The organism is Pseudomonas savastanoi (assembly GCF_020917325.1).
Taxonomy (GTDB): domain Bacteria; phylum Pseudomonadota; class Gammaproteobacteria; order Pseudomonadales; family Pseudomonadaceae; genus Aquipseudomonas; species Aquipseudomonas amygdali.
In genome coordinates, this window is record NZ_CP076652.1 from 4,622,842 (window position 1) to 4,643,477 (window position 20,636).

Consider the following 20,636-nt stretch of genomic DNA (forward strand, 5'->3'; position numbering starts at 1 on the left):
AGATACAGTCATTCAGCAAGGAGCAGAAAATGTACATTAGCACTATTACTTCCGACTTTTTACTTCCTCCGTCGCGCCCCTTGACCCACCTTCAAACAAAACCCCTCCCACGATCGCCTGAGGATAAACCGGCACTGAGTAAAAAAGAAGAGTTTGCAAATGCTTTCTACACGCGTGAGGAAGAGCCGTGGCTGCAATTCACCTCCAACCATCCCGACGAGAAAGACCCGACTAAAAAAGTCATTCGCCCAATGACAAAAGAGCTTTATCTAGAGCACCTTAATGTGGATGCATTGCTCATGTCGGAATTACAATCCTGTTTCTACCAAGAGTTCAGAGCGGAGCTTATAGATTTGCGGCCCGACCTGACGGGTAAAAATTTCAGCTATACGATAGGCGATGATGCCGAGCTTAAAATAATAGACTTGGACGATAAGTTAGGCACCAATGAAATCAAGTATTTATCAGATGCCATCAACCAAAAAACCCACCTCAAGGATGCTGCGATCACGCATGCCAAAATCCTCATGACGCTGGCTGACCATGACACAGACACATTCAAAGGAACCTACAAACTGGACCTGCTAAATTTTCAAAACGTCATTGATCTTGGAAAAATAGCACTCAGCAAAAAAGATGACCCTAGTGAAATCTGGATAAGTCAGATCAAAGAAAAAGCAGAAAAAGATTCGACACACTTGATCGATACAAGGGCCTGACGGTCAGAAAACGCTCTGTAGCGCCTACGGCAGACAGAGCGTTTTTTAAATCAGTTCCTTGACCAGTTGATCAGCCAGCGATTGCAAATCAGCCCCAAGTTGTACACATGAGGTTTATCCGCCAATTGTTCAGCGAGCCTATTATTAGCCCAATACTTTTTTGGCTCGTAGCGAGTACTCCAGGTTTCTCGCCCGTTTTCACTTAAGTGAGTGAAGTTATCAGCGAGCAAACCACCCTCGCAGCGTTTAAACGTTACCCGCTGCATTATTTTCCCCGAACTGTCCGAGGTATATTGCCCGTTAGCCTGGTGATGTTTGATACTGAGCTCGAAATCAAAAACACCGCCCTCCAGCGGAAAAGCCTTGCTGTCGGTAAACGTAACCTCGAGCATTGCCTCTGTGAGCGCTTGAGTCGCCAGAAAAGCGGGTTTGGTGAAACCATAGGGAATCAACCTGAAGCCCTCTTCGTGGTGCAAGTCATAACGCATATGAGGAAACGAGCCAAACACCACGCTGTAATCAGTGGTATCAAACCTGGCACCGTCAGTCGCGATAATACGTATATTGACTTGTGAACCAGGATTGAGCCCTTCGATTCTCTGCGCCGATGAATGACGCTTGGGCTGCCACTCTCCGCCATCCACCTGATACTCCAACCTCCATTTCTGGTCGTAATCCGAATCCGGCGTTGTAATCAGCACATTCTGGCCGCGCGTAGCGGTGAAATTATACTGATGAACTGCCGAGGTATTCTCCAGAATATGACTGATCTGATGAATCTTGTCCGATAGCACCACAGGATTCGAATGGCTTGGGTTTTGTACAGCCTGTTCCTGCAACATTGGTTGTTGACTGACTACAGGAGCTCCTTCTACTTGTGCCATGGCGTGGTAAGACATTGCCAATAGCAATCCAGACACAAACGCACGACCTGCTTTGTTTTTCTTGTTATTCATTTTATTGATCTCGATAGGGATTAACTAATCAGGGCATCATTGCCACTGACAAAACCGGACGTAATCACCTGTTTAATTCAAGATCAAGCGCTGGAAACAATTATCAGAAACGTCCTACACATAACCAATAGGCTTTTATAAGTCCAGCGCCTGGATTTATAAAGACTGGTTTTCAGGCGCTTATCTATGACTGATATTTTTTCAGTCAAATCCTGTGCTTAGACGAAAAAGCATACAAGCCATGCCAGTCCAGGCATCGCCTCAGCCAATCTCGAAAACCACCACACAATTCCCCCCACATTCCCATCCAGCGTCTAAGCTTGGGTCAGGTGCGTTGACAGGATGACCGGACAATCGACTATGGGCGTATTTCGGCATTCCGATAGCAAGCATGAAGCGCTGTCAGCTGACCGCCAGGATGACCCACGCGCGCCAAAGCGTCCGCGTCGCAAGCGATACGGATGGCGGGTGTTTTGGGTGATTGTGGTGCTGGCCTGCATTGCGCTGGGTGTTGCAATAACCGTGGAGAGCCGCAGTTCAAGGCTGCAGGCGCGTGAGTTCAGCCGATTTGCCGCGAGCCTGAGTTATTCAATGCAGCCTGGGCCGAGCCATGACGTGGTGTATCCCGGTGACGGGCCGTTCGACAGGCGCCTGGGCTATTCGTCGCTGGATGAGTTCCTGCAGCGCCTGCTCAAGCGCGATTATGTGATTACTCGCCAGACCCGTTTCTCTCCAGAGCTGATGCGCTACGTTCAGCATGGCTTCTTCGTGCCTTACGAGGAAAAAACCCAGGCTGGCCTGTCGATCACTGATTGCCGAAATGAACCGTTGTATGAGTTCAGATACCCGCAGCAGTTTTACCCGACCTTTACCGCTATTCCGCCACTGCTGGTGAACAGCCTGCTGTTTATCGAAAACCGCGACTTGCTGGACCCGCAGCAACCCTTGGCCAACCCGGCAGTGGACTGGCCACGCTTCGTGAAGGCTGCGTGGTCGCAACTGGCGAAGATGTTCGCCCTTCCCGGCCAGTCGGCCGGCGGCAGTACGCTGGCGACTCAACTGGAAAAATATCGCCACTCACCCGACGGGCTGACGCTGTCGGGTTCAGAGAAGTTGCGGCAGATGATTTCCGCCAGTGTTCGCGCCTATCAACCGGGCACCGAGACCCTCGCGGTACGCCAACGGGTGGTGCGTGATTACCTGAACAGCGTGCCGTTGTCCGCGGTGCCGGGGCACGGTGAAGTGCACGGGCTGGCCGAAGGGTTGCGGGTGTGGTTCGGTGCAGATTTTGCCAAAACCAATGAATTACTAGCCTCCAGCCCCACTGACAAACAACGGCTGGCCGATAAGGCACTGGCCCTGCGCGAAGTGCTGTCACTGGTCATTGCTCAGCGTCGTCCGTCGCATTATCTGGCCAAGGGTCGCCTGGAACTGGCGGACCTGACCGATAGCCACCTACGCCTGCTGGCCCAGGCCAATGTCATTGATCAACCGCTGGCCGATGCCGCATTGGCAGCCCAGGTTACCTACCGTGACTGGGCACAGCAGCCGACCATTCAGCCTATCGAAACCAACAAGGGCATCAGTGTCGCGCGCACTCGTCTGTCGAACCTGCTCAATCGCCCGCTTTACGATCTGGACCGTCTTGATCTATCGGCCACCAGCACCCTGCACGGCGAATTACAGCGCAGCGTCAGCCAATACCTGCGTGACCTGGCCAACCCTGAGTTCGCTGCAAAAACCGGTTTGATGGGAGAGCGGCTGCTGACCCCGGCCAGTACCACCCAGGTACGCTATAGCTTCACGTTGTTCGAACGCGGCGTGGATGGCTCGCGGGTCAGGGTGCAGACCGATAGCACCGATCAGCCCTTTGACATCAACGAAGGCAGCAAGCTGGAACTGGGCTCGACCGCAAAGATGCGCGTGCTGACCACTTACCTGGAGATCATCGCCGAGCTGCATGGGCGGTATGGGAACCTGAGTACCGCGCAACTGCGCAAAGTGCCTGTCGAAGAACCGGACCGGCTGACTCGCTGGGCAGTGGATTACCTGCTGATGAACAAGGACCGTGATCTGGCGAAAATGCTTTCGGCCGCACTGGACCGCACCTATTCGGCCAGCCCGGCAGAAGCGTTCTTCACCGGTGGCGGCATGCACCGCTTCAATAACTTCCGGCGTGAGGACAACGAGCGGATTCCCACCTTGCGCGAGTCGCTGCGTGAGTCGATCAACCTGCCGTTCATTCGCCTGATGCGCGATGTGGTGCGCTACAGCACGTATCAGGCACCCAACAACAGTGCCGAGTTGCTCAAGGATGACGACAACCCGCGCCGTCAGGAATACCTCGCGCAGTTTGCCGACCGCGAGGGCACGGTGTTCCTGCTGCGCTTCTGGAAACGCTACAAGGAAAAGACCACTCAGGAACGCCTCGATACTTTTCTGGACGGTATCCATCCCACGGCCATTCGCCTGGCTGCCGTGCATCGCTACTTGCTGCCTGGGGCTGATCAAGCGACGTTCAACGCGTTCATCCGCGCGCATCTGGATGAGCCGAAAGCAACCTCGAAGCTGACCGACAAGCGTCTTGCCGACTTGTACAAGGGCTATGGGCCGGGCACTTACGACTTGCCCGATCAAGGCTACATCGCCCGCGTCCACCCGCTGGAGCTGTGGCTGGTGGGCTACCTGCTCAAACACCCTGAAGCACAATTCAAGGACGCCGTGGCCGCCAGTCGTTACGAGCGCCAGGAAGTCTACGGCTGGCTGTTCAAGAGTCGCCACAAAAGCGCTCGCGACAGCCGCGTAAGGACCATGATGGAGGTCGAAGCGTTTCTGGATATCGAACAGCGCTGGCAGCGCGTGGGCTATCCGTTCGACCATCTGGTGCCATCGCTGGCAACGGCTATCGGCAGCTCGGGTGATCGCCCGGCGGCGCTGGCCGAGCTGATCGGCATCATCCAGAACGATGGCATCCGTTTGCCGCCCGTGCGCATCGACAGTCTGCATTTTGCCGCTGATACACCTTACGACACCGAACTGACCATCAACCCGGAGCTGGGCCAGCGCGTGCTGCCATCAGAAGTTGCCGCGGCAATGCGCGAAGCCTTGTCGCAGGTAGTGGATGGCGGCACCGCCAAGCGTGTGCAAGGCACCTTCAAGATGCAGGACGGCAGCGTGCTGGCGATGGGCGGCAAGACTGGCACGGGTGATAACAGGATCGAGAGCATCGGCGCAGGCGGACGCATTCTCAGTTCCAGGGCGATCAATCGCACGGCGACCTTTGTGTTTTATATCGGCGACAACCACTTCGGCGCATTGACCGCGTTCGTGCCAGGGCGCGCCGCCGAAGGCTTTCGTTTTACTTCGGCGCTGCCGGTGCAGGTACTCAAAGGCATGGCTCCGATCCTGACCCCGTACCTGGAGAATCATGGGCAGGCGATGTGCAATACCCCACTTCCCGACCCACCCAAGGGTGCCTGACCGTTAACGACCGCTCGTCTGCCGACTCTGTGAATACTTTTAGATATATCTTAAGGTATATCTAACGTGTAACCAGAGATCAAAAACATGCGTGAAGACAAACATCCTCCCCACCACCGTCCGCCGCATCTTCGTGAACCAGGTGAAGATCGCGACGGCTTTGAAAAACGCCCGGGCCGTGAACGCGGTGGACGTGGCCCTCGGGTTTTCGCCCCTGGCGATCTGAAATTGCTGCTGTTGGCGTTGATCGCCGAACAGCCGTCCCATGGCTATGACCTGATCCGCAAGATCGAAGGTCTGTTCGAAGGTGCGTACTGCCCCAGCCCCGGCGTTATCTACCCCACCCTGACGTTTCTTGAAGAAAGCGAAATGGTGGTCGGCGATGCCCAGGCTGGCAAGAAGCTCTACACCATCACCGATGCGGGTCGCCAATCCCTGAAAGATCAGGCCGTGGCGCTGGAAGGTGTGCGCATGCGCATAGATGTCAGCAAGCGGTCACTGCGCGGCCACGATCGTCCGCCGGAAATCCACGAAGCGGTGCACAACCTGCGCCACGCGCTGCAGATGCACCATGGCCGCTGGAGCCCGGAAGAGATTTTGCGCGTCAGCGAACTGCTCAACAGCACGGCCAAGGCTGTCGTCGATGGGCCTCAACCTGCCTCGGAGGAGTCGGCATGAATTCGCCCCAGTCAATCCATCGCGTCATGCATGAAATCAAGCGTCGCAAGCTGCAGGTGGTGCGGGTCACGGAACTGACACCCCTGATGCGCCGCATTACCTTGCAGGGGCCGGAGTTGGCGGGTTTCATCAGCCTGGGTACCGACGACCACGTCAAACTGTTCTTCCCGCAAACGGCAGAAGAGCAGGCCGCGCTGGAAAACCTGAACCCTGCCGGCGACAAGGACACGCCGCGCCCGCCGATGCGCGATTACACGCCGCGTCGCTACGACGAAGAAACCGGGGAACTGGATATCGATTTCGTTCTGCATGGCGAAGGCCCGGCTGCCACCTGGGCGGCTCAGGCTGAACCGGGGCAATTCCTGCACATCGCCGGTCCAAAGGGTTCGATGGTGGTGCCGGACATGTTCGACAGCTACCTGCTGATCGGCGACGAAACAGCCATTCCGGCCATCGCCCGACGCCTTGAATCGCTGCCCGCCAACCGCGCTGCGCTGGTGGTGGTCGAAGTCGCCAGCCCGCAGGAAAAGCAGGTGTTCGACAGTGCCGCACAGGTCGACGTGATCTGGATCGTACGCGGCGAACAGAGTCTGCTGGACGTCACGCGTCGTCTGGAGATGCCCGAGGGCAAGCTGTACGCCTGGGTCGCGACCGAATCCGCGCTGTCACGCAAGTTACGTCGTGTGCTGCTCGACGAGTTCGGCCTGCAAGAGGACTTCGTCAAGACCGCCGGTTACTGGAAGCTGGACAGCACTGAAGAATGAGCAGGACCGGGCGACTCACCGGGTACGACGAGACGCCCGTTTATCAACTGCCAGCAGCACCAATGCGATCAGCACGAAACCGAGCAGCACGCCCAGCGCGTTGATGAATGCCGCCGAGAAACCGAGCGTGCCGACATCGATGAACGGGTACAGGTAATCACCGAACATGTGGCCACGCAGCAGGACATAGGCGAAGTAGACGATCGGATAGATCGCCCAGAGCACTACATGGCTCAGACGCAGCGTGCCCTTGGGCACGTACAGCCACCAATAGAGCACGAACGCCAGCGGCATTATGTCGTGCAGCAGTTCGTCGGCCACCCACTGCCAGCCTTCCGGGTGCCACAAGTGGCGCAGCAGAATATTGTAGGCGATGCCCACCAGCGCAATACTCACCGCAATGCCACCACACACCACCGGATGCCGGAAAAACCGGTGGCCTGCCGACTGCCGCGACGTCAGGGCACAACTCAGCGCAACGGCTGCAAGGGTGTTGGTCAATACGGTAAAGAAGCTTAAAAACCGCACCAGACCGCCCAGCAGACTGGCGTGATCGGCATAACGGCCAATGAAGATCAGGTAAAGCTGGATGACCAGCCCCGACCAGCCGAGGCACGCTGCAACAAGGGTGTAATAGCGCTGTCCCTGCGCAGGTTGTGGATGTTCACTGAGCATCAATCGGTATCCTTGCGTGCCGGCGTCCATGCCGGACTGTCTGGCGGGCCTGTTACCAGCCCTTGCTGCGATGCAATTTCACATACAGCGCTTCGACCTTTTCCCGCGCCCAGGGTGTCTTGCGCAGGAAGGTCAGGCTGGACTTGATGCTCGGATCGCTCTTGAAGCAGCGAATATCGATGCGTTCGGCGAGGCCGGACCATTCGTAATGTTCGACCAGCGCCCTGAGGATCTGCTCCAGCGTGACGCCGTGCAACGGGTCGGAATTGGGTGTTGTCATGATGAGCCTTGCAACGAAATAAGAAGAGACGAACCTGGACGGATCTCTGGAGTACGCAGGTGCTTCCCGAAAGTCTGCCATTGTAAGCGCCGCGCTTTCATAAAACACCGTCGACCTGCAGCACTGTTGCCGGCGTTGCAATGATCCATGTCAGGTTTTTCGCTTTTAGAAAAATCGTTAGCGCCCTATCATTGCCGGGTTAAGGATTGAAGATTCCCCCTTCTGCAGATGTTCCTTCGGACAAAAAGCCTATGCACGAATTCGGGCGGTAATGGTCTACGACTCAACGACCGCGCCAGCCGAACGTGCAGCCGCGCTCTGCCTGACGGTTTAATTCCACCGTCGGCGATTCGTCTCAACAAGCAGCTTCAAGGAATGGCGCCAGGGCAGGCGATGCTTAAAAAAAGATTTCAATTACTTACTTCTCGCGGAGATTCGCATTATGAGCACTGACGGTGCTTCAAATAGAAATCGCCTGTTGCCGACCCTGCTCGGGCTGGTGATCCTGTTGATGGGGCTGGCCTTGCTGGTCGGTGGTGCCCGACTGCTGCAACTGGATGGCTCGTTGTATTACCTGTTGGCCGGTATCGGCTTCGCCGTGACCGGCGTGTTGCTGATCACGGGTCGCGCGGCTGCGCTGGGCCTTTATGCACTGCTGCTGTTCGCGAGCACTGTATGGTCGTTGTGGGAAGTCGGTCTCGACTGGTGGCAATTGGTGCCACGCCTGGCGCTGTGGTTCGCACTGGGCATCGTCCTGCTGCTGCCGTGGTTCCGTAAGCCACTGCTGCGCAACGGTCCGGCACGCATGGGCACCGGTGCATTGAGCATCGCTGTGGTGCTGGCCGGCCTGACCGCGCTGGCGAGCCAGTTCACCAATCCGGGTCGTATCGAAGGCCAGCTGGACCGCGAGACGGCTGGCACGACCAACACCGCCCCAGCCATGCCTGACGGCGACTGGCAGTCCTATGGCCGCACCGCCTTCGGTGACCGTTACTCGCCGCTGGCGCAGATCACGCCGGAAAACGTCAACAAGCTGGAGCCGGCCTGGACCTATCGCACGGGTGACATTCCGGGGCCGAACGATCCGGGGGAAACGACTGCCGAGAACACCCCACTCAAGGTCAACGGCATGCTTTATGTGTGCACGCCGCACAGCCAGGTGATCGCGCTTGACCCGGATTCGGGCAAGGAAATCTGGCGCTTCGATCCGAAGCTCAGCACTCAGAACGCAGCCAACTTCAAGGGCTGGGCGCACATGACCTGCCGTGGCGTCACCTATCATGACGACGCTGCCTACGCCGCCAGCGCCCCGGCGCAAAGCCCGACGGTCCCGGCTGCTGACGGCACGGCCACTGCCAGTGCTGCCTGCCCGCGCAGAATCTTCCTGCCGACTGCCGACACCCGTCTGATCGCGCTGAACGCCGATACTGGCAAGATGTGTGAAGACTTCGGCAACAAGGGTTCGGTTGACCTGACCGCCAACATGGGCACCTTCGCTCCGGGCGGCTACTACTCCACGTCGCCACCCGCGGTCACCAAGGACCTGGTGATTATCGGTGGCCACGTCACTGACAACGTCTCCATGGACGAGCCGTCCGGCGTGATCCGCGCCTATGACGTGCACACCGGCCGTCTGGTGTGGAACTGGGACAGCGGCAATCCGGAAGAAACTGCACCGATTGCCGAAGGCAAGATCTACACCCGCAACTCGCCGAACATGTGGTCCATGTTCAGCGTCGATGAAAAGCTCGGCATGATCTACCTGCCGATGGGTAACCAGACCCCTGACCAGTGGGGCGGCGACCGTACGCCAGAGTCCGAGAAGTACAGCGCGGGCCTGGTTGCACTGGACATCGCTACCGGTCGCGTGCGCTGGGACTACCAGTTCACTCACCATGACCTGTGGGACATGGACGTGGGCGGTCAGCCGACCCTGCTGGACATGAAAACCGCTGACGGCGTCAAACCCGCAGTGCTGGCGTCGACCAAGCAGGGCAGCATCTACGTGCTGGATCGCAGCACCGGTAAACCGATCGTGCCGATCAATGAAGTGCCGGTCCCGCAAGGCGCTGTCGCGGGCGATCACACCTCGCCGACCCAGCCCAAGTCCGACCTGAACTTCATGCCGCCGCCGCTTAAAGAGCGCGACATGTGGGGCGTGACGCCATTTGACCAGATGATGTGCCGGATCGACTTCAAGTCGCTGCGCTATGACGGCCCGTTCACGCCGCCTTCGCTGCAGGGTTCGATTGTTTATCCGGGTAACTTCGGCGTGTTCGACTGGGGCGGTATTTCGGTCGACCCGGTGCGTCAGATCGCCTTCGTCAATCCCAACTACATGGCTTTCCGTTCGAAGCTGGTACCGTCTGCCGAAGTTGAAGGCGGCCCGGGTCGCAAGAGCGAAACCGAAGGCGTACAGCCGAACAAGGGCGCCCCTTATGGTGTGATCCTGGAAGCACTGCTGTCGCCGATGGGCCTGCCTTGCCAGGCACCCGCTTGGGGTTACGTGGCAGCAGTCGACCTGACCAACCACAAGACCATCTGGATGCACAAGAACGGTACCGTGCGCGACAGCTCGCCGATCCCGCTCCCGCTGACCATGGGCGTTCCAAGCCTGGGTGGTACGTTCACCACCGCCAGCGGCCTGGCGTTCATGAGCGCTACGCTTGACCAGTACCTGCGTGCTTATGACGTGCGTAACGGCAAGCAGTTGTGGGAAGCCCGCCTGCCCGCAGGTGCGCAAACCACCCCGATGACCTACACCGGCAAGGACGGTCAGCAATACGTGCTGGTCGTTGCGGGCGGTCACGGCTCACTGGGCACCAAACAGGGTGACTACGTGATGGCGTTCAAACTGCCGAAGTGATGCGTTATTGAGGTAAATGGAAAGCGGCTATCGAGAGGTAGCCGCTTTTTTTATTGTAATTTAAACCTTGGCCTCAGTTGCACCTGCTACCGGACAAGGCTTTGGATTTGTGACGCAGAGCGTCACGAAATGCATGCCAACGCGGAGCATTGGCACGATGGTGCTCTGACGATTATCGTTCCGCACGCTCCAGCGTGGGAATGCCGTTCTGGACGCTCTGCGTCAGCTCTTGAATGTGCGGTGCGGCGTAGACCTGTGACGCGGAGCGTCACTAACTGCATGCCAACGCGGAGCATTGGCACGATGGTGCTCTGACGATTATCGTTCCGCACGCTCCAGCGTGGGAATGCCGTTCTGGACGCTCTGCGTCCTCTCTTGAATGTGCGGTGCGGCGCAGACCTGTGACGCGGAGCGTCACGAAATGCATGCCAACGCGGAGCATTGGCACGATGGTGCTCTGACGATTATCGTTCCGCACGCTCCAGCGTGGGAATGCCGTTCTGGACGCTCTGCGTCCTCTCTTGAATGTGCGGTGCGGCGTAGACCTGTGACGCGGAGCGTCACGAACTGCATGCCAACGCGGAGCATTGGCACGATGGTGTTTTGACGATTATCGTTCCGCACGCTCCAGCGTGGGAATGCCGTTCTGGACGCTCTGCGTCCTCTCTTGAATGTGCGGTGCGGCGCAGACCTGTGACGCGGAGCGTCACGAAATGCATGCCAACGCGGAGCATTGGCACGATGGTGCTCTGACGATTATCGTTCCGCACGCTCCAGCGTGGGAATGCCGTTTCTGGACGCTCTACGTCCGCTTTTGAATGTGCGGTGCGGCGTAGACCTGTGACGCGGAGCGTCACGAACTGCATGCCAACGCGGAGCATTGGCACGATGGTGTTCTGACGATTATCGTTCCGCACGCTCCAGCGTGGGAATGCCGTTCTGGACGCTCTGCGTCCTCTCTTGAATGTGCGGAGCGTCACGAACTGCATGCCAACGCGGAGCATTGGCACGATGCTGCTCTGACGATTATCGTTCCGCACGCTCCAGCGTGGGAATGCCGTTCTGGACGCTCTGCGTCCGCTCTTGAATGCGTGCCTAACGCGCTTTGGCGCTGCTTTTGCCACTGGCGCGCAGGATGTCGTTCCAGCGGCGGACCAGGTAGTTGTGTTCGTTCATGACGGAGTTCCAAACCGCGATGTGGCCCATGCGTTCCTCGTAGGAACCGCCGTCGCGGATCTCTCCGGCGTCGATCAGTGGCAGGCCGTCGCTGCCGAGCAGTTGCTCTCGGGCAGGTAGACCGGCGTACCAGTAATCCCATTCAGCGGCGCTCAGATGATCACGACTGCGCGCCGGATTGCCAATGTAATACCCCTGCCGTGCCATTACTGCGCCCGGCCAGCCGGACAGCCACCAGTTCAGGTAGGCGTAGGCTGCATCCAGCACCGGGCCTTTGGCGTGGCGTGATAACGACAGCCCGCCGAACCAGCCGCGATAACCCTCTTTGGGCACTGCGACGCGGTACTTCACACCCGCGCGGTGCAACCTGACCAGGGTCGGTGACCAGAGGCTCTGAATGTCGATGGTCGGGCTGAGCATCAGTTCGGCGGCTTCTTCGTCGTCTGACCAGAACGCGCCAAAATGCCCTTGCTGCTGTTTACGCACCAGCACGTCGGCCAGCACGTCGATTTCTTCGATGCTCATGTTGCCGATGTCCTTGAACGCCGCCAGCCCCGCGCCCTCCACGGCCAATGCGGCATCCAGAGCGCCGATGGCAGCATCGCTCTGCAAGGCGATGCGTCCACCCCACACAGGGTCGAGCAGCCAGCCCCAGCTTTCGTCAGCAGGGCTCAGCCCATCCGGCAAACGCTCGGGGCGATAGGCAAAACTGTCGGCGTTGTGGGTCAGCGGCAACATGCTGATGCGCTCAGTCACCGTACTGCCCAGGCTGCCATCGTGCTGCACGAACAAACGTTCGCTGGGCACACTGCCGCTGCCCGGTTGGTCTGTGGGTCTCAGTCGCCCCTGTTTGGGCAGGTCATTGATTTCATGCCAAAGCGCGATGCGCCGCGTGTCGATGGGTTGAATGGCCCGCGCAGGCCAGACGAAATCCACGTTATGAAACCACTGATCGTAAAGGTCGTAGCTGTCGGGCTGCATGACCGCGATGCGTTGCGCGGTCTGCACGTCATGGATCTGGTAGATCAGCTTGATGCCCAGTTCCTGCTCGGCCCGCTCACGCAAGGACTCCAGCAAGGTCACGGACGTACCCAGCACACGCAAGGTAATGGTCATGCCACAGACTCGCTGAGTGATGGCGCGAAGCTGCTGGAAAACACTTCGAATGAACGACGCAGCAACTCGGGATCAAGACCGCGCAGGATGAACACCAGCCGGGAAGTACGATCCTCTCCTGGCCAGGCTGCAAGATGCACCGGTGCATGCAGGCAATGCTGCACACCATGAATCACGATGGGAGCCTGGTTGTCGTTCACGTTGAGCAGTCCTTTGACACGGAGGATTCGTTCACCGTGGCATCTTAACAGCATCGACAGCCACACCCCGAAACCGACCCAGTCCAGAGGCCGCTCGAACGTCAGGCAACAGACCTGCGCATCACCATGCCGCGCGGAAGTCGACAGCACCCGATGCAGTTGCCAGCGCGTCACTTCAGCGGCCGGTTCGTCGCTGCGCATGCCCTCGCCCAGCAACAGTTGATCACCACTGTGGATCTGCGCCGTATCCCGCAGCGGCGCAGAGAAATTCAGCGCTTGCAGGCGCTGACGAAGCGCATCCAGTGCGGGCTGATCGACCAGATCGGTCTTGCTCAACAAAAGCCGGTCCGCCGCCGCGATCTGAGCCAGCCACTCCGGATGCAGACGCTCTTGCAACGTCGCGTGACAGGCGTCCACCAGCGTGACGATCAGGCCGATATGAAAACGCCCGCGCAGTTGCGGATCATTGCTCAGCGTGGTGAGAATCGGGGCCGGATCCGCCAGGCCGGTGGTCTCCAGAATCACCCGGCGAAACGCTGGAATCTCGCCACGATTACGCCGCTCCAGCAGGCCGAGCAACGCATCTTTCAGTTCCCCCCTGACGGTGCAGCAGACACAACCGCTGGGCAGCAGAACGGTATCCGGGGCAACCTCTTCAACCAGCAGATGATCGATACCGACATCGCCGAATTCGTTGATCAACAGCGCAGTTTCGCCCATGTCTTCATCGGCCAGCAGGCGTTTGAGCAACGTGGTCTTGCCGCTGCCGAGAAAGCCGGTAATCACATTGAGAGCAATGCTCATGATGACCTCTGCAGGTGGTCGAGCAAACGGGAATCCAGCGGGTCGAGCGGGCGACCAATCAGTAACTCGGCTTTCTGCCAGAGCTGCTCCAGGCCGGTCGCCAGTTCCTGCTTGCCGGTAGCCCCCAGCAGAAGGTAGGAAACGCCCTGAAAGTCCTCGACCTTGAGACGAAACGGCGCCACGACCTTGTTGATCGCAGCAATACGCCGCAAACGCTCACGCCGCCGGGGCAGCTCGGCAGCCAGCGGGTCGCTCCAGTGCACGTCTTCGCCCAACAGCCCGCACAATCCACACATCAGGTGTTCTCCAGCAGTTTGCTCATGGCATGACGTCGCCTGAATTGGGGCCAAGCGTCTGGCCGACGAACAGGTTGCCACCCGGCTCGCTGGCCAGCAGCACAGCCACCGGCGCAACTTCCTCGGCCAGACCGAAACGTCCCAGCGGCAACTCGGCAGCCTTGGCGGTTTTCCACGCGCTGCTGATCCCGGCGACCAGCGGTGTTTCGATAGGGCCGGGAGCGATGGCATTGACCAGCACGTTGTCCTTGGCGACTTCCAGCGCAAGGGATTTGCTGAAACCGATCACACCGGCCTTGGCAGCAGCGTAATGGGTCAACTCGGCACCGCCTTTGATGCCCAGTTGCGAGGCAACATTGATGATGCGTCCCCAACGCTGGGCAATCATGTGCGGCAAGGCGCGCTGGCTGGCCACGAATACGCTGGTCAGGTCGACGCGCAGCATGTCGTTCCACATCTCGATGCTCAGGTCGACGCAACGTGCCTGGGTCAGCATGCCGGCGTTATTGACCAGAATGTCGATGCCGCCAAAATGCTCGATACAGGCATCGACACTGGCCTGCGCCCCCTCGACGCTGCCGACGTCGGCCACGCATTCGTGCACCTGCGCGCCGAGCTGACGGCAGTGTTCGGCAACCTTGCCCAGAGTGACCGGATCACGATCGCCCAGCACCAGATGCGCACCTTCACTCGCGTAGGCAAGCGCGATGGCAGCACCAATGCCGCTGCCTGCACCGGTGATCACCGCACGTTTTTGTTTGAGCTGTTGCATGGGTCGGGCTCCTTGGTTGAATTTGCGCGATCTACCCCGGCCAGCGCACGGTCAGGCCGCCGTCGATCACGATGCTTTGCCCGGTCAGGTAACTGGCTTCGTCGCTGCACAGAAAACGTACCAGCGCAGCGACTTCGTCCGCTCGGCCTACTCTGCCCAGCGGGATGGCTTTGGCCGCCTGCGCCAGACCCTCAGGGCCCAGCGAGTTCTTGCTGTCCAGCGACTGTGGCGTTTCGATCAAACCGGGAATCACCGCATTGCAGCGGATGCCCTTGGGCGCCAGTTCCACCGCCAGCGAGCGACACAACCCTGGCACACCCGCCTTGGCGGCGGCGTAATGGGAATGGTCCTGCCAGCCGTAGACACCACCGGCAATCGAGGAGATCGCCACCAGCGAACCGCCCTCGTCCATATGCCGGGCGGCGGCGCGAAAAGTACGCATCACGCCGGTCAGGTCAACGTCGAGCATCTCGTCCCAGCGTTCGTCGGTCATTTCCAGCAAGGGCGCACGACGCAACAATCCGGCATTGGCCACTGCGTAATCGATTCGGCCATAGGCCTTGATCGCAGCCGCAGCCAGATCGTCGACCGACTCGGTGCTGGTCACGTCCAGCGGCAGCATCAGGCATTCGCCACCCGCCGCCTCCACCAGCCTGCGGGTTTCATTCGGGTCATGCGGGTCAGCCGGATAGAACCCGCCTGCCACCGCCACACCGTGCCGGGCAAAAGCCACTGCCAGCGCCTGGCCGATGCCGCTGGCGGCACCGGTTACTACTGCAACTTTACGAATCATGTGTTGCTCCTCATTTCACGGTTTCAGGTCGCACATGCCTGGCCGCAAACATCAGTGCACCCGACAGGAAGCAAGGCAGCGCGCCGAAATACAGCGCCGAGGTCTGCCAGTCTCCGCCTGCACTCAATACCGACGTGGCACCGAAGCCTGCGACCACGGCACCGAGCGGGCCCATGGCGTGAATGATTGCGCCGCCCGTTGCACGAATGCTGGTCGGGAAGCTTTCGCTGATGAAGAACAAGGCCGCCGAGTAAGGGCCGATCAGGAAGAACAGGCCAAGGCTGTACAAGCCAACGACCGTCACCATGTTGCTCGGCCCGTAGAGCATGCCGGCGAACGCCAGACCACCCAGCATCCAGCCAAGACCGATCACGTTACGACGACCGATGCGGTCACCCATCCAGCCGTGACACAGGTAACCGCAATAACCCACCAGGTTGGACAGCACCAGAATGATCAGCGAGTTCTCGAACGAGATGTGGTGAACGCTGACGATCACCGTTGTGCCCAGCACGCTGAACACCTGAATAGCCGCCCAGTTGAGCAGGATCGCAGCACCGATCACCAGCGTGGCGCGGCATGAAGAACCACGGAAGGCAGCACCGATCCCCGCTTTGCTGTGCTCGTCGTAATCGACCCCGTAGGTTTGCGCCACAGCCTGTGCCTGGCTCACGTCGCCCTTCTTGCGCAGTTGGGTGATGCGTTGATGGATCTGGAACTGCGGGCTCTCTTTGAGCTTGCGCGCCATGATCGCGATGACGATGGCCGGAATGGCCGCGAACACGAAGCAACCCTGCCAGCCAATGATCGGCAGCAGCACAGCGGTCAGCCCTGCTGCGATCAAAGCGCCGACCGGCCATCCGCCCTGCACCAGGCTGTAGATGAAGCCACGGCGCTTGGCCAGACGCGGGTCGTCGGATGCCGCGTAGATTTCGCTCAGGTAGGTCGCGTTGACCGTTTCTTCGGCATAACCCAGACCGCCCAGCGAACGAATCAGGATCAGCGGCGATTTGCCCCATGATCCGCCGATGGCCGTGAGCGCCGAGCAGATCGCCGAACCGCTCACGGTAAAAATGATACCCACGCGCCGTCCCAGGCGATCTACCAGCGGACCGATGGCCAGCGCCACCACCGCCGTGCCGACCGCGACCCAGGTCGCGATTTCGGCCTGTTCGACCTCACTCCAGCTGAAATGCCGACCGATTTCCGGTAACAGCGTGCCAAACAGAATGAAGTCATATACCGCAAACACCCACGCGAAAAACGCAATCCATGTGGCGAACCGTACTTGCTCCGGAGTCAGTTGCTCAGGTTTCCAGCCGGTCAGGTCGAGCTTGTTGTAAATGGACATGAGTGACGCCTCGGACAGGGCAATGTATCAACGGGTACGGGGGTTACGACGCACGAAGTCGTCGGCAATCTCGTCGAAAGTGACGAACTTGACGCCTGCATGGCTTTGAATGTGCTCGATCAAGCGCTCCAGCATCAGCAGCACTTGCGGGCGACCAGACACGTCCGGGTGAATGGTCATGGTGAATACGGCGTGTTCATGCTCGCGATAGACCCAGTCGAACTGGTCGCGCCACATCTCTTCCAGGTGCCGGGGGTTGACGAAACCGTGGCTGTTCGGTGCCTTCTTGATGAACATCATTGGCGGCAGGTCGTCCAGGTACCAGTTGGCCGGAATTTCCACCAGGTCGGTTTCTTCACCGCGCACCAGAGGTTTCATCCAGGTGTCCGGGTGCTGGCTGTAGTCGATTTTGGTCCACTTGTCGCCCACACGAACGTAGTAAGGATGAAAGTCGTTGTGCATCAGGCTGTGGTCGTACTTGATGCCCTTCTTGAGCAGCAGCTCGTTGGTGACGTTGCTGAATTCCCACCAGGGTGCGACGTAGCCGGTCGGGCGCTTGCCGGTCATTTGCGTGATCAGGTCGATGGATTTATCGAGGACGATCTCTTCCTGCTCCGGAGTCATGGCAATCGGGTTTTCATGGCTGTAACCGTGTACGCCGATTTCATGCCCGGCGTCTGCCACGGCCTTCATCTGCTCGGGAAACGTCTCCATGGAGTGGCCCGGAATGAACCAGGTAGTGCGCAGACCATAACGCTCGAACAGCTTGAGCAGACGCGGCGCGCCGACTTCCCCGGCAAACAGCCCGCGAGAAATATCGTCCGGCGAATCTTCACCGCCATAGGAGCCCAACCAGCCCGCTACCGCATCCACATCCACACCAAACGCACACAGAATTTCTTTGGCCATCTTTGTTCTCCCACGGGTTAATCAGAACGGCTTCGCGATGTACCGCACGCGGGCCGGTTTTAAAATTCACAGGTCGTTCAAGGGGCTGCGATCAATGCTTCCACGGCCAGCGCTGCGCGCAGCAACCGTGCGTCTTCCCCCGCCGGAGCGCTAAGCAACACTGCGGTGGGCAGGCCCGAAGCATCACAGCCGCTGGGCAGTGACACGCCGGGCATGTTCAGCAGGCTGCCCGGCATGGTCAGGCGCAGCGTGGCGAGGTTGGTTTGAATGAACAGATCTTCGTCGCTCAACAACTGCGCGAGCGGCGGCGCAACGTGAGCAACGGTCGGGGTGATCAGCAGCGCACCATCGAGTTCGAGGGTCAACTGCTCCTGCAAGCGTTCGCGCGCGGCGTACAGGTTGACCAGCAGGCTGGCGGGCATATGCCGTGCCGCCTCCAGGCGCTTGCGCACTCTGGGGTCGAGCTGGCTGGCGGCGTCGCTGTCGAGCAACGACTGATGCAGCGCGAATGCTTCGGCAGCGCCAAGCCAGCCCTTCTGCTGAATCAACTGCAAGGTGGCCTGAAATGCCTGACAGGGGCGCACGTCAACAAAAGCGCCGTGGTCATGCAGGATGCCGATGACACGAAACAGGTTGTCACGAACCGCAGGCTCGACACGCGGGTCTTCCAGCATGGCCTTGTCGACCAGAAACCGCTGGGTGGCCACACTGCGAGGCAGCAATGACGAAGGCTTGCTGCGCGCGCACAGCAGGTCATCGATCACCAGCGCATCACGCACGCTGCGGGTCAGCGGACCGACACTGTCCAGTGTCAGCGCCAGCGGGAACACACCGTCGCGACTGTAGCGGCGGCTGGTGCTGCGAAACCCTACAAGACCGTTAAGCGCGGCCGGAATACGAATCGAACCTGCGGTATCGGTGCCCATGGCAATCGGCACAATCCCGGCAGCCACTGCAACTGCAGAACCTGAAGAAGAGCCGCCGGGAATGCGCGGAGTGCGATCACTCATCGGGTTGACCGGCGTACCAAAATGCGGGTTCAGGCCCAGCCCGGAATAAGCGAATTCGCTGAGGTTGGTCTTACCCAGACTGACCATCCCGGAGCGCGCCAGCAGCCCGACGCTCGGCGCATCCAGCAGTGCCGGCGAAAGGTTGTTGCGCAAGGCGGCACCGGCCGTTGTCACGCAACCAGCCACGTCGAACAGATCCTTCCAGGCGATCGGCACCCCATCGAACGGGCTCAGTGGCTGCCCGTGTTTCCAGCGGGCAGTGCTGGCTTCGGCTTCCCTGTAGGCACGTTCGACACTCATGGAAATGAATACATGGTCAACCTGAGCTGCCTGCTGCAGCGCCTTGTCCAAAACCTGCAGCGGGTCACTGCGCCCCTGAGCGAAGTCCTCAGCCATTGCGCAGGCATCACGAGTAACGCTGTGACGTCCTGTATCGATCATGGGCACCGGACCTTTAAAATGTACTTATTAGTAAAATGTACATTTAACAAAGGCAGATTCCATGCCAATCTGTACTAACGGGCTTTCGGCCGCGCCAGAGATCAGGTCCCTTCGGGCTGGAACCGCCGTGCTAGAACTCTCTCTGCAAATGACTCAATCCGTTGCGGCAATGCTTGAGCCGAACACCAGAGCTTCATAAAGAAATAATGTATCTTTTACAAAAGGTACATTTAAGTGCAAAAAAGTAACGGTGGCCCCATGAGCGAGCATCAGGACGTGGCCCAAGGTGACAACGGCGCATCTGTGCGAGAATTGCCCGTCAACCGCCAGAAGTGTATGAAACCGATGTCAGAAGAGGACACGCGCACTGCGTCGCGTTACGCCACGATCCGTGAGGTGTTGCGTAACGCAATCGTCTCGGGTGCGGCTGCCAATGGACTGGTGCTGCTTGAAGCACCGTTGGCAGAACTGTTCGGCACCAGCCGGGTGCCGGTGCGCAAGGCGCTCAATCTGCTGCATGAAGAAGGCTTGATCAGCCGCTTCGATGGCCGGGGTTATCTGGTCAATCCTGACGCTGGGGAAGTCGAGCCGTTGCGGTTGAGCCTGAGCCACAAGCAGTTTGGGCTGGACAGCAGCGAAGAGCTGGTCGACACCCGCCCACTCGGCGAACGAATTCATGACGAGATCGGCGCGGCGCTGTCGGCCTGTATCGCCTTTGGTCATTATCGGCTGGATGAACAAAACGCCGCGCAGCATTACGGCGTCAGCCGCGCGGTGGTTCGCGAGGCGCTGATGCGTTTGCGTGATCGCGGCCTGGTGGAGAAAGAGCCCTACTCACAGTGGCTGGCAGGGCCGCTGACGGCCCGGGAAATCACCGAAGACTACGAACTGCGCGCCTGCCTTGAGCCTGAAGCCCTGCGCCAGACCGCGCCGCAATTGAGTCGCGAAACCCTGGAAGCCATGTTGGCCAGAGTCATTCAGGCGCAAAACGCCGAACAGTGCAGCCTGGAGGAGATAGAGCGCCTTGAGGACGACCTGCATCAGCAGTGTCTGGGCGGGCTGCAAAACCGCAAGATAGCCACCCTGATCAGTCAGGCGCAGAGCCCGATGATCATCAACCGGATTTTCTACCGATTGCTGGACATTGGCGCGGATGAAGCGATGCTGGCCGAGCACCGGCTGATCATTGAGTTATTGCTGCACGGTGCTTTCGACGCCGCGGCCTTGAACCTCAAGGAACACCTGCAACGCGCCCGGCAGCGCATGCTCCAGCGCCTGAAAGTGCTGTCGGTGCTGCCGGAGCAGGAAGTGCCGGGGTACCTGACGCGACTGAGCTGAGGCGGGGCTGGA

At 59.2% G+C, this 20,636-nt stretch carries 17 protein-coding genes; 6 read left to right on the forward strand and 11 right to left on the reverse strand.

The window, feature by feature from the left end; genetic code table 11:
- Nucleotides 1–29: 29 nt before the first annotated feature.
- Nucleotides 30–719 (forward strand): hypothetical protein, encoded by a 690-nt coding sequence (locus tag KP808_RS19560; protein ID WP_058401623.1) that lies wholly within the window; start codon nucleotides 30–32, stop codon nucleotides 717–719.
- A gap of 50 nt (nucleotides 720–769) precedes the next feature.
- Here the strand turns inward: KP808_RS19560 and KP808_RS19565 are convergent, their stop codons facing one another.
- A complete protein-coding gene (locus KP808_RS19565) occupies nucleotides 770–1,675 on the reverse strand; it encodes a hypothetical protein (RefSeq protein WP_193600946.1) in 906 nt (301 codons plus the stop codon).
- Between the two features lie 360 nt (nucleotides 1,676–2,035).
- Between KP808_RS19565 and KP808_RS19570 the strand changes: the two genes are divergently transcribed.
- The 3 genes from KP808_RS19570 (at nucleotide 2,036) to KP808_RS19580 (ending at nucleotide 6,597) form a co-directional block, all read left to right on the forward strand.
- Nucleotides 2,036–5,155 (forward strand): transglycosylase domain-containing protein, encoded by a 3,120-nt coding sequence (locus KP808_RS19570; RefSeq protein WP_230018923.1) that lies wholly within the window; start codon nucleotides 2,036–2,038, stop codon nucleotides 5,153–5,155.
- A gap of 87 nt (nucleotides 5,156–5,242) precedes the next feature.
- Nucleotides 5,243–5,833 (forward strand): PadR family transcriptional regulator, encoded by a 591-nt coding sequence (locus KP808_RS19575; protein ID WP_230016708.1) that lies wholly within the window; start codon nucleotides 5,243–5,245, stop codon nucleotides 5,831–5,833.
- Nucleotides 5,830–6,597 carry a siderophore-interacting protein gene (locus tag KP808_RS19580; protein ID WP_230016709.1) on the forward strand — a complete coding sequence of 256 codons (768 nt, stop codon included), beginning with the start codon at nucleotides 5,830–5,832 and terminating at the stop codon, nucleotides 6,595–6,597. Before KP808_RS19575 ends, KP808_RS19580 begins: the two co-directional genes overlap by 4 nt.
- Before the next feature lie 15 nt (nucleotides 6,598–6,612).
- On the opposite strand, the gene KP808_RS19585 is transcribed toward KP808_RS19580, so the two are convergent.
- Both KP808_RS19585 and KP808_RS19590 read right to left on the reverse strand, forming a co-directional pair.
- Nucleotides 6,613–7,272, reverse strand: coding sequence for a Pr6Pr family membrane protein (locus KP808_RS19585; RefSeq protein ID WP_230016710.1), 660 nt, complete (start codon nucleotides 7,270–7,272; stop codon nucleotides 6,613–6,615).
- A 52-nt stretch (nucleotides 7,273–7,324) separates the two neighbouring features.
- The gene (locus tag KP808_RS19590; protein WP_003363662.1) at nucleotides 7,325–7,552 is read right to left on the reverse strand and encodes a VF530 family protein; all 228 of its coding nucleotides are present in this window, start codon (nucleotides 7,550–7,552) and stop codon (nucleotides 7,325–7,327) included.
- Between the two features lie 442 nt (nucleotides 7,553–7,994).
- On the opposite strand from KP808_RS19590, the gene KP808_RS19595 reads away from it, so the two are divergent.
- Nucleotides 7,995–10,418: a glucose/quinate/shikimate family membrane-bound PQQ-dependent dehydrogenase gene (locus tag KP808_RS19595; RefSeq protein WP_230016711.1), complete on the forward strand. Its 2,424-nt coding sequence runs from the start codon at nucleotides 7,995–7,997 to the stop codon at nucleotides 10,416–10,418.
- A gap of 1,095 nt (nucleotides 10,419–11,513) precedes the next feature.
- Here the strand turns inward: KP808_RS19595 and KP808_RS19600 are convergent.
- The 8 genes from KP808_RS19600 to KP808_RS19635 form a co-directional block, all read right to left on the reverse strand.
- Complete coding sequence (locus tag KP808_RS19600) at nucleotides 11,514–12,710, reverse strand: ABC transporter substrate-binding protein (RefSeq protein WP_230016712.1); 1,197 nt, start codon at nucleotides 12,708–12,710, stop codon at nucleotides 11,514–11,516.
- Complete coding sequence (locus tag KP808_RS19605; RefSeq protein ID WP_230016713.1) at nucleotides 12,707–13,714, reverse strand: CobW family GTP-binding protein; 1,008 nt, start codon at nucleotides 13,712–13,714, stop codon at nucleotides 12,707–12,709. The genes KP808_RS19600 and KP808_RS19605 overlap by 4 nt, the downstream gene beginning before the upstream one ends.
- Entirely contained in the window at nucleotides 13,711–14,010 is a 300-nt protein-coding gene (locus KP808_RS19610) for a hypothetical protein (RefSeq protein WP_003431302.1), read from the reverse strand. The genes KP808_RS19605 and KP808_RS19610 overlap by 4 nt, the downstream gene beginning before the upstream one ends.
- Nucleotides 14,011–14,032: 22 nt before the next feature.
- On the reverse strand, nucleotides 14,033–14,782 hold the full coding sequence (locus KP808_RS19615; RefSeq protein WP_230016714.1) for an SDR family NAD(P)-dependent oxidoreductase: 750 nt from the start codon (nucleotides 14,780–14,782) through the stop codon (nucleotides 14,033–14,035).
- Between the two features lie 31 nt (nucleotides 14,783–14,813).
- Nucleotides 14,814–15,575, reverse strand: a complete 762-nt coding sequence (locus KP808_RS19620; protein WP_058409583.1) for an SDR family NAD(P)-dependent oxidoreductase — start codon at nucleotides 15,573–15,575, stop codon at nucleotides 14,814–14,816.
- A 10-nt stretch (nucleotides 15,576–15,585) separates the two neighbouring features.
- A complete protein-coding gene (locus tag KP808_RS19625; RefSeq protein ID WP_058409584.1) occupies nucleotides 15,586–16,926 on the reverse strand; it encodes an MFS transporter in 1,341 nt (446 codons plus the stop codon).
- A 27-nt stretch (nucleotides 16,927–16,953) separates the two neighbouring features.
- Nucleotides 16,954–17,835: a polysaccharide deacetylase family protein gene (locus KP808_RS19630; protein ID WP_002554892.1), complete on the reverse strand. Its 882-nt coding sequence runs from the start codon at nucleotides 17,833–17,835 to the stop codon at nucleotides 16,954–16,956.
- Between the two features lie 77 nt (nucleotides 17,836–17,912).
- A complete protein-coding gene (locus KP808_RS19635; protein ID WP_219170017.1) occupies nucleotides 17,913–19,286 on the reverse strand; it encodes an amidase in 1,374 nt (457 codons plus the stop codon).
- Nucleotides 19,287–19,631: 345 nt separating this feature from the next.
- Between KP808_RS19635 and KP808_RS19640 the strand changes: the two genes are divergently transcribed.
- Entirely contained in the window at nucleotides 19,632–20,624 is a 993-nt protein-coding gene (locus KP808_RS19640; RefSeq protein WP_404944477.1) for a GntR family transcriptional regulator, read from the forward strand.
- Nucleotides 20,625–20,636 lie beyond the last annotated feature (12 nt).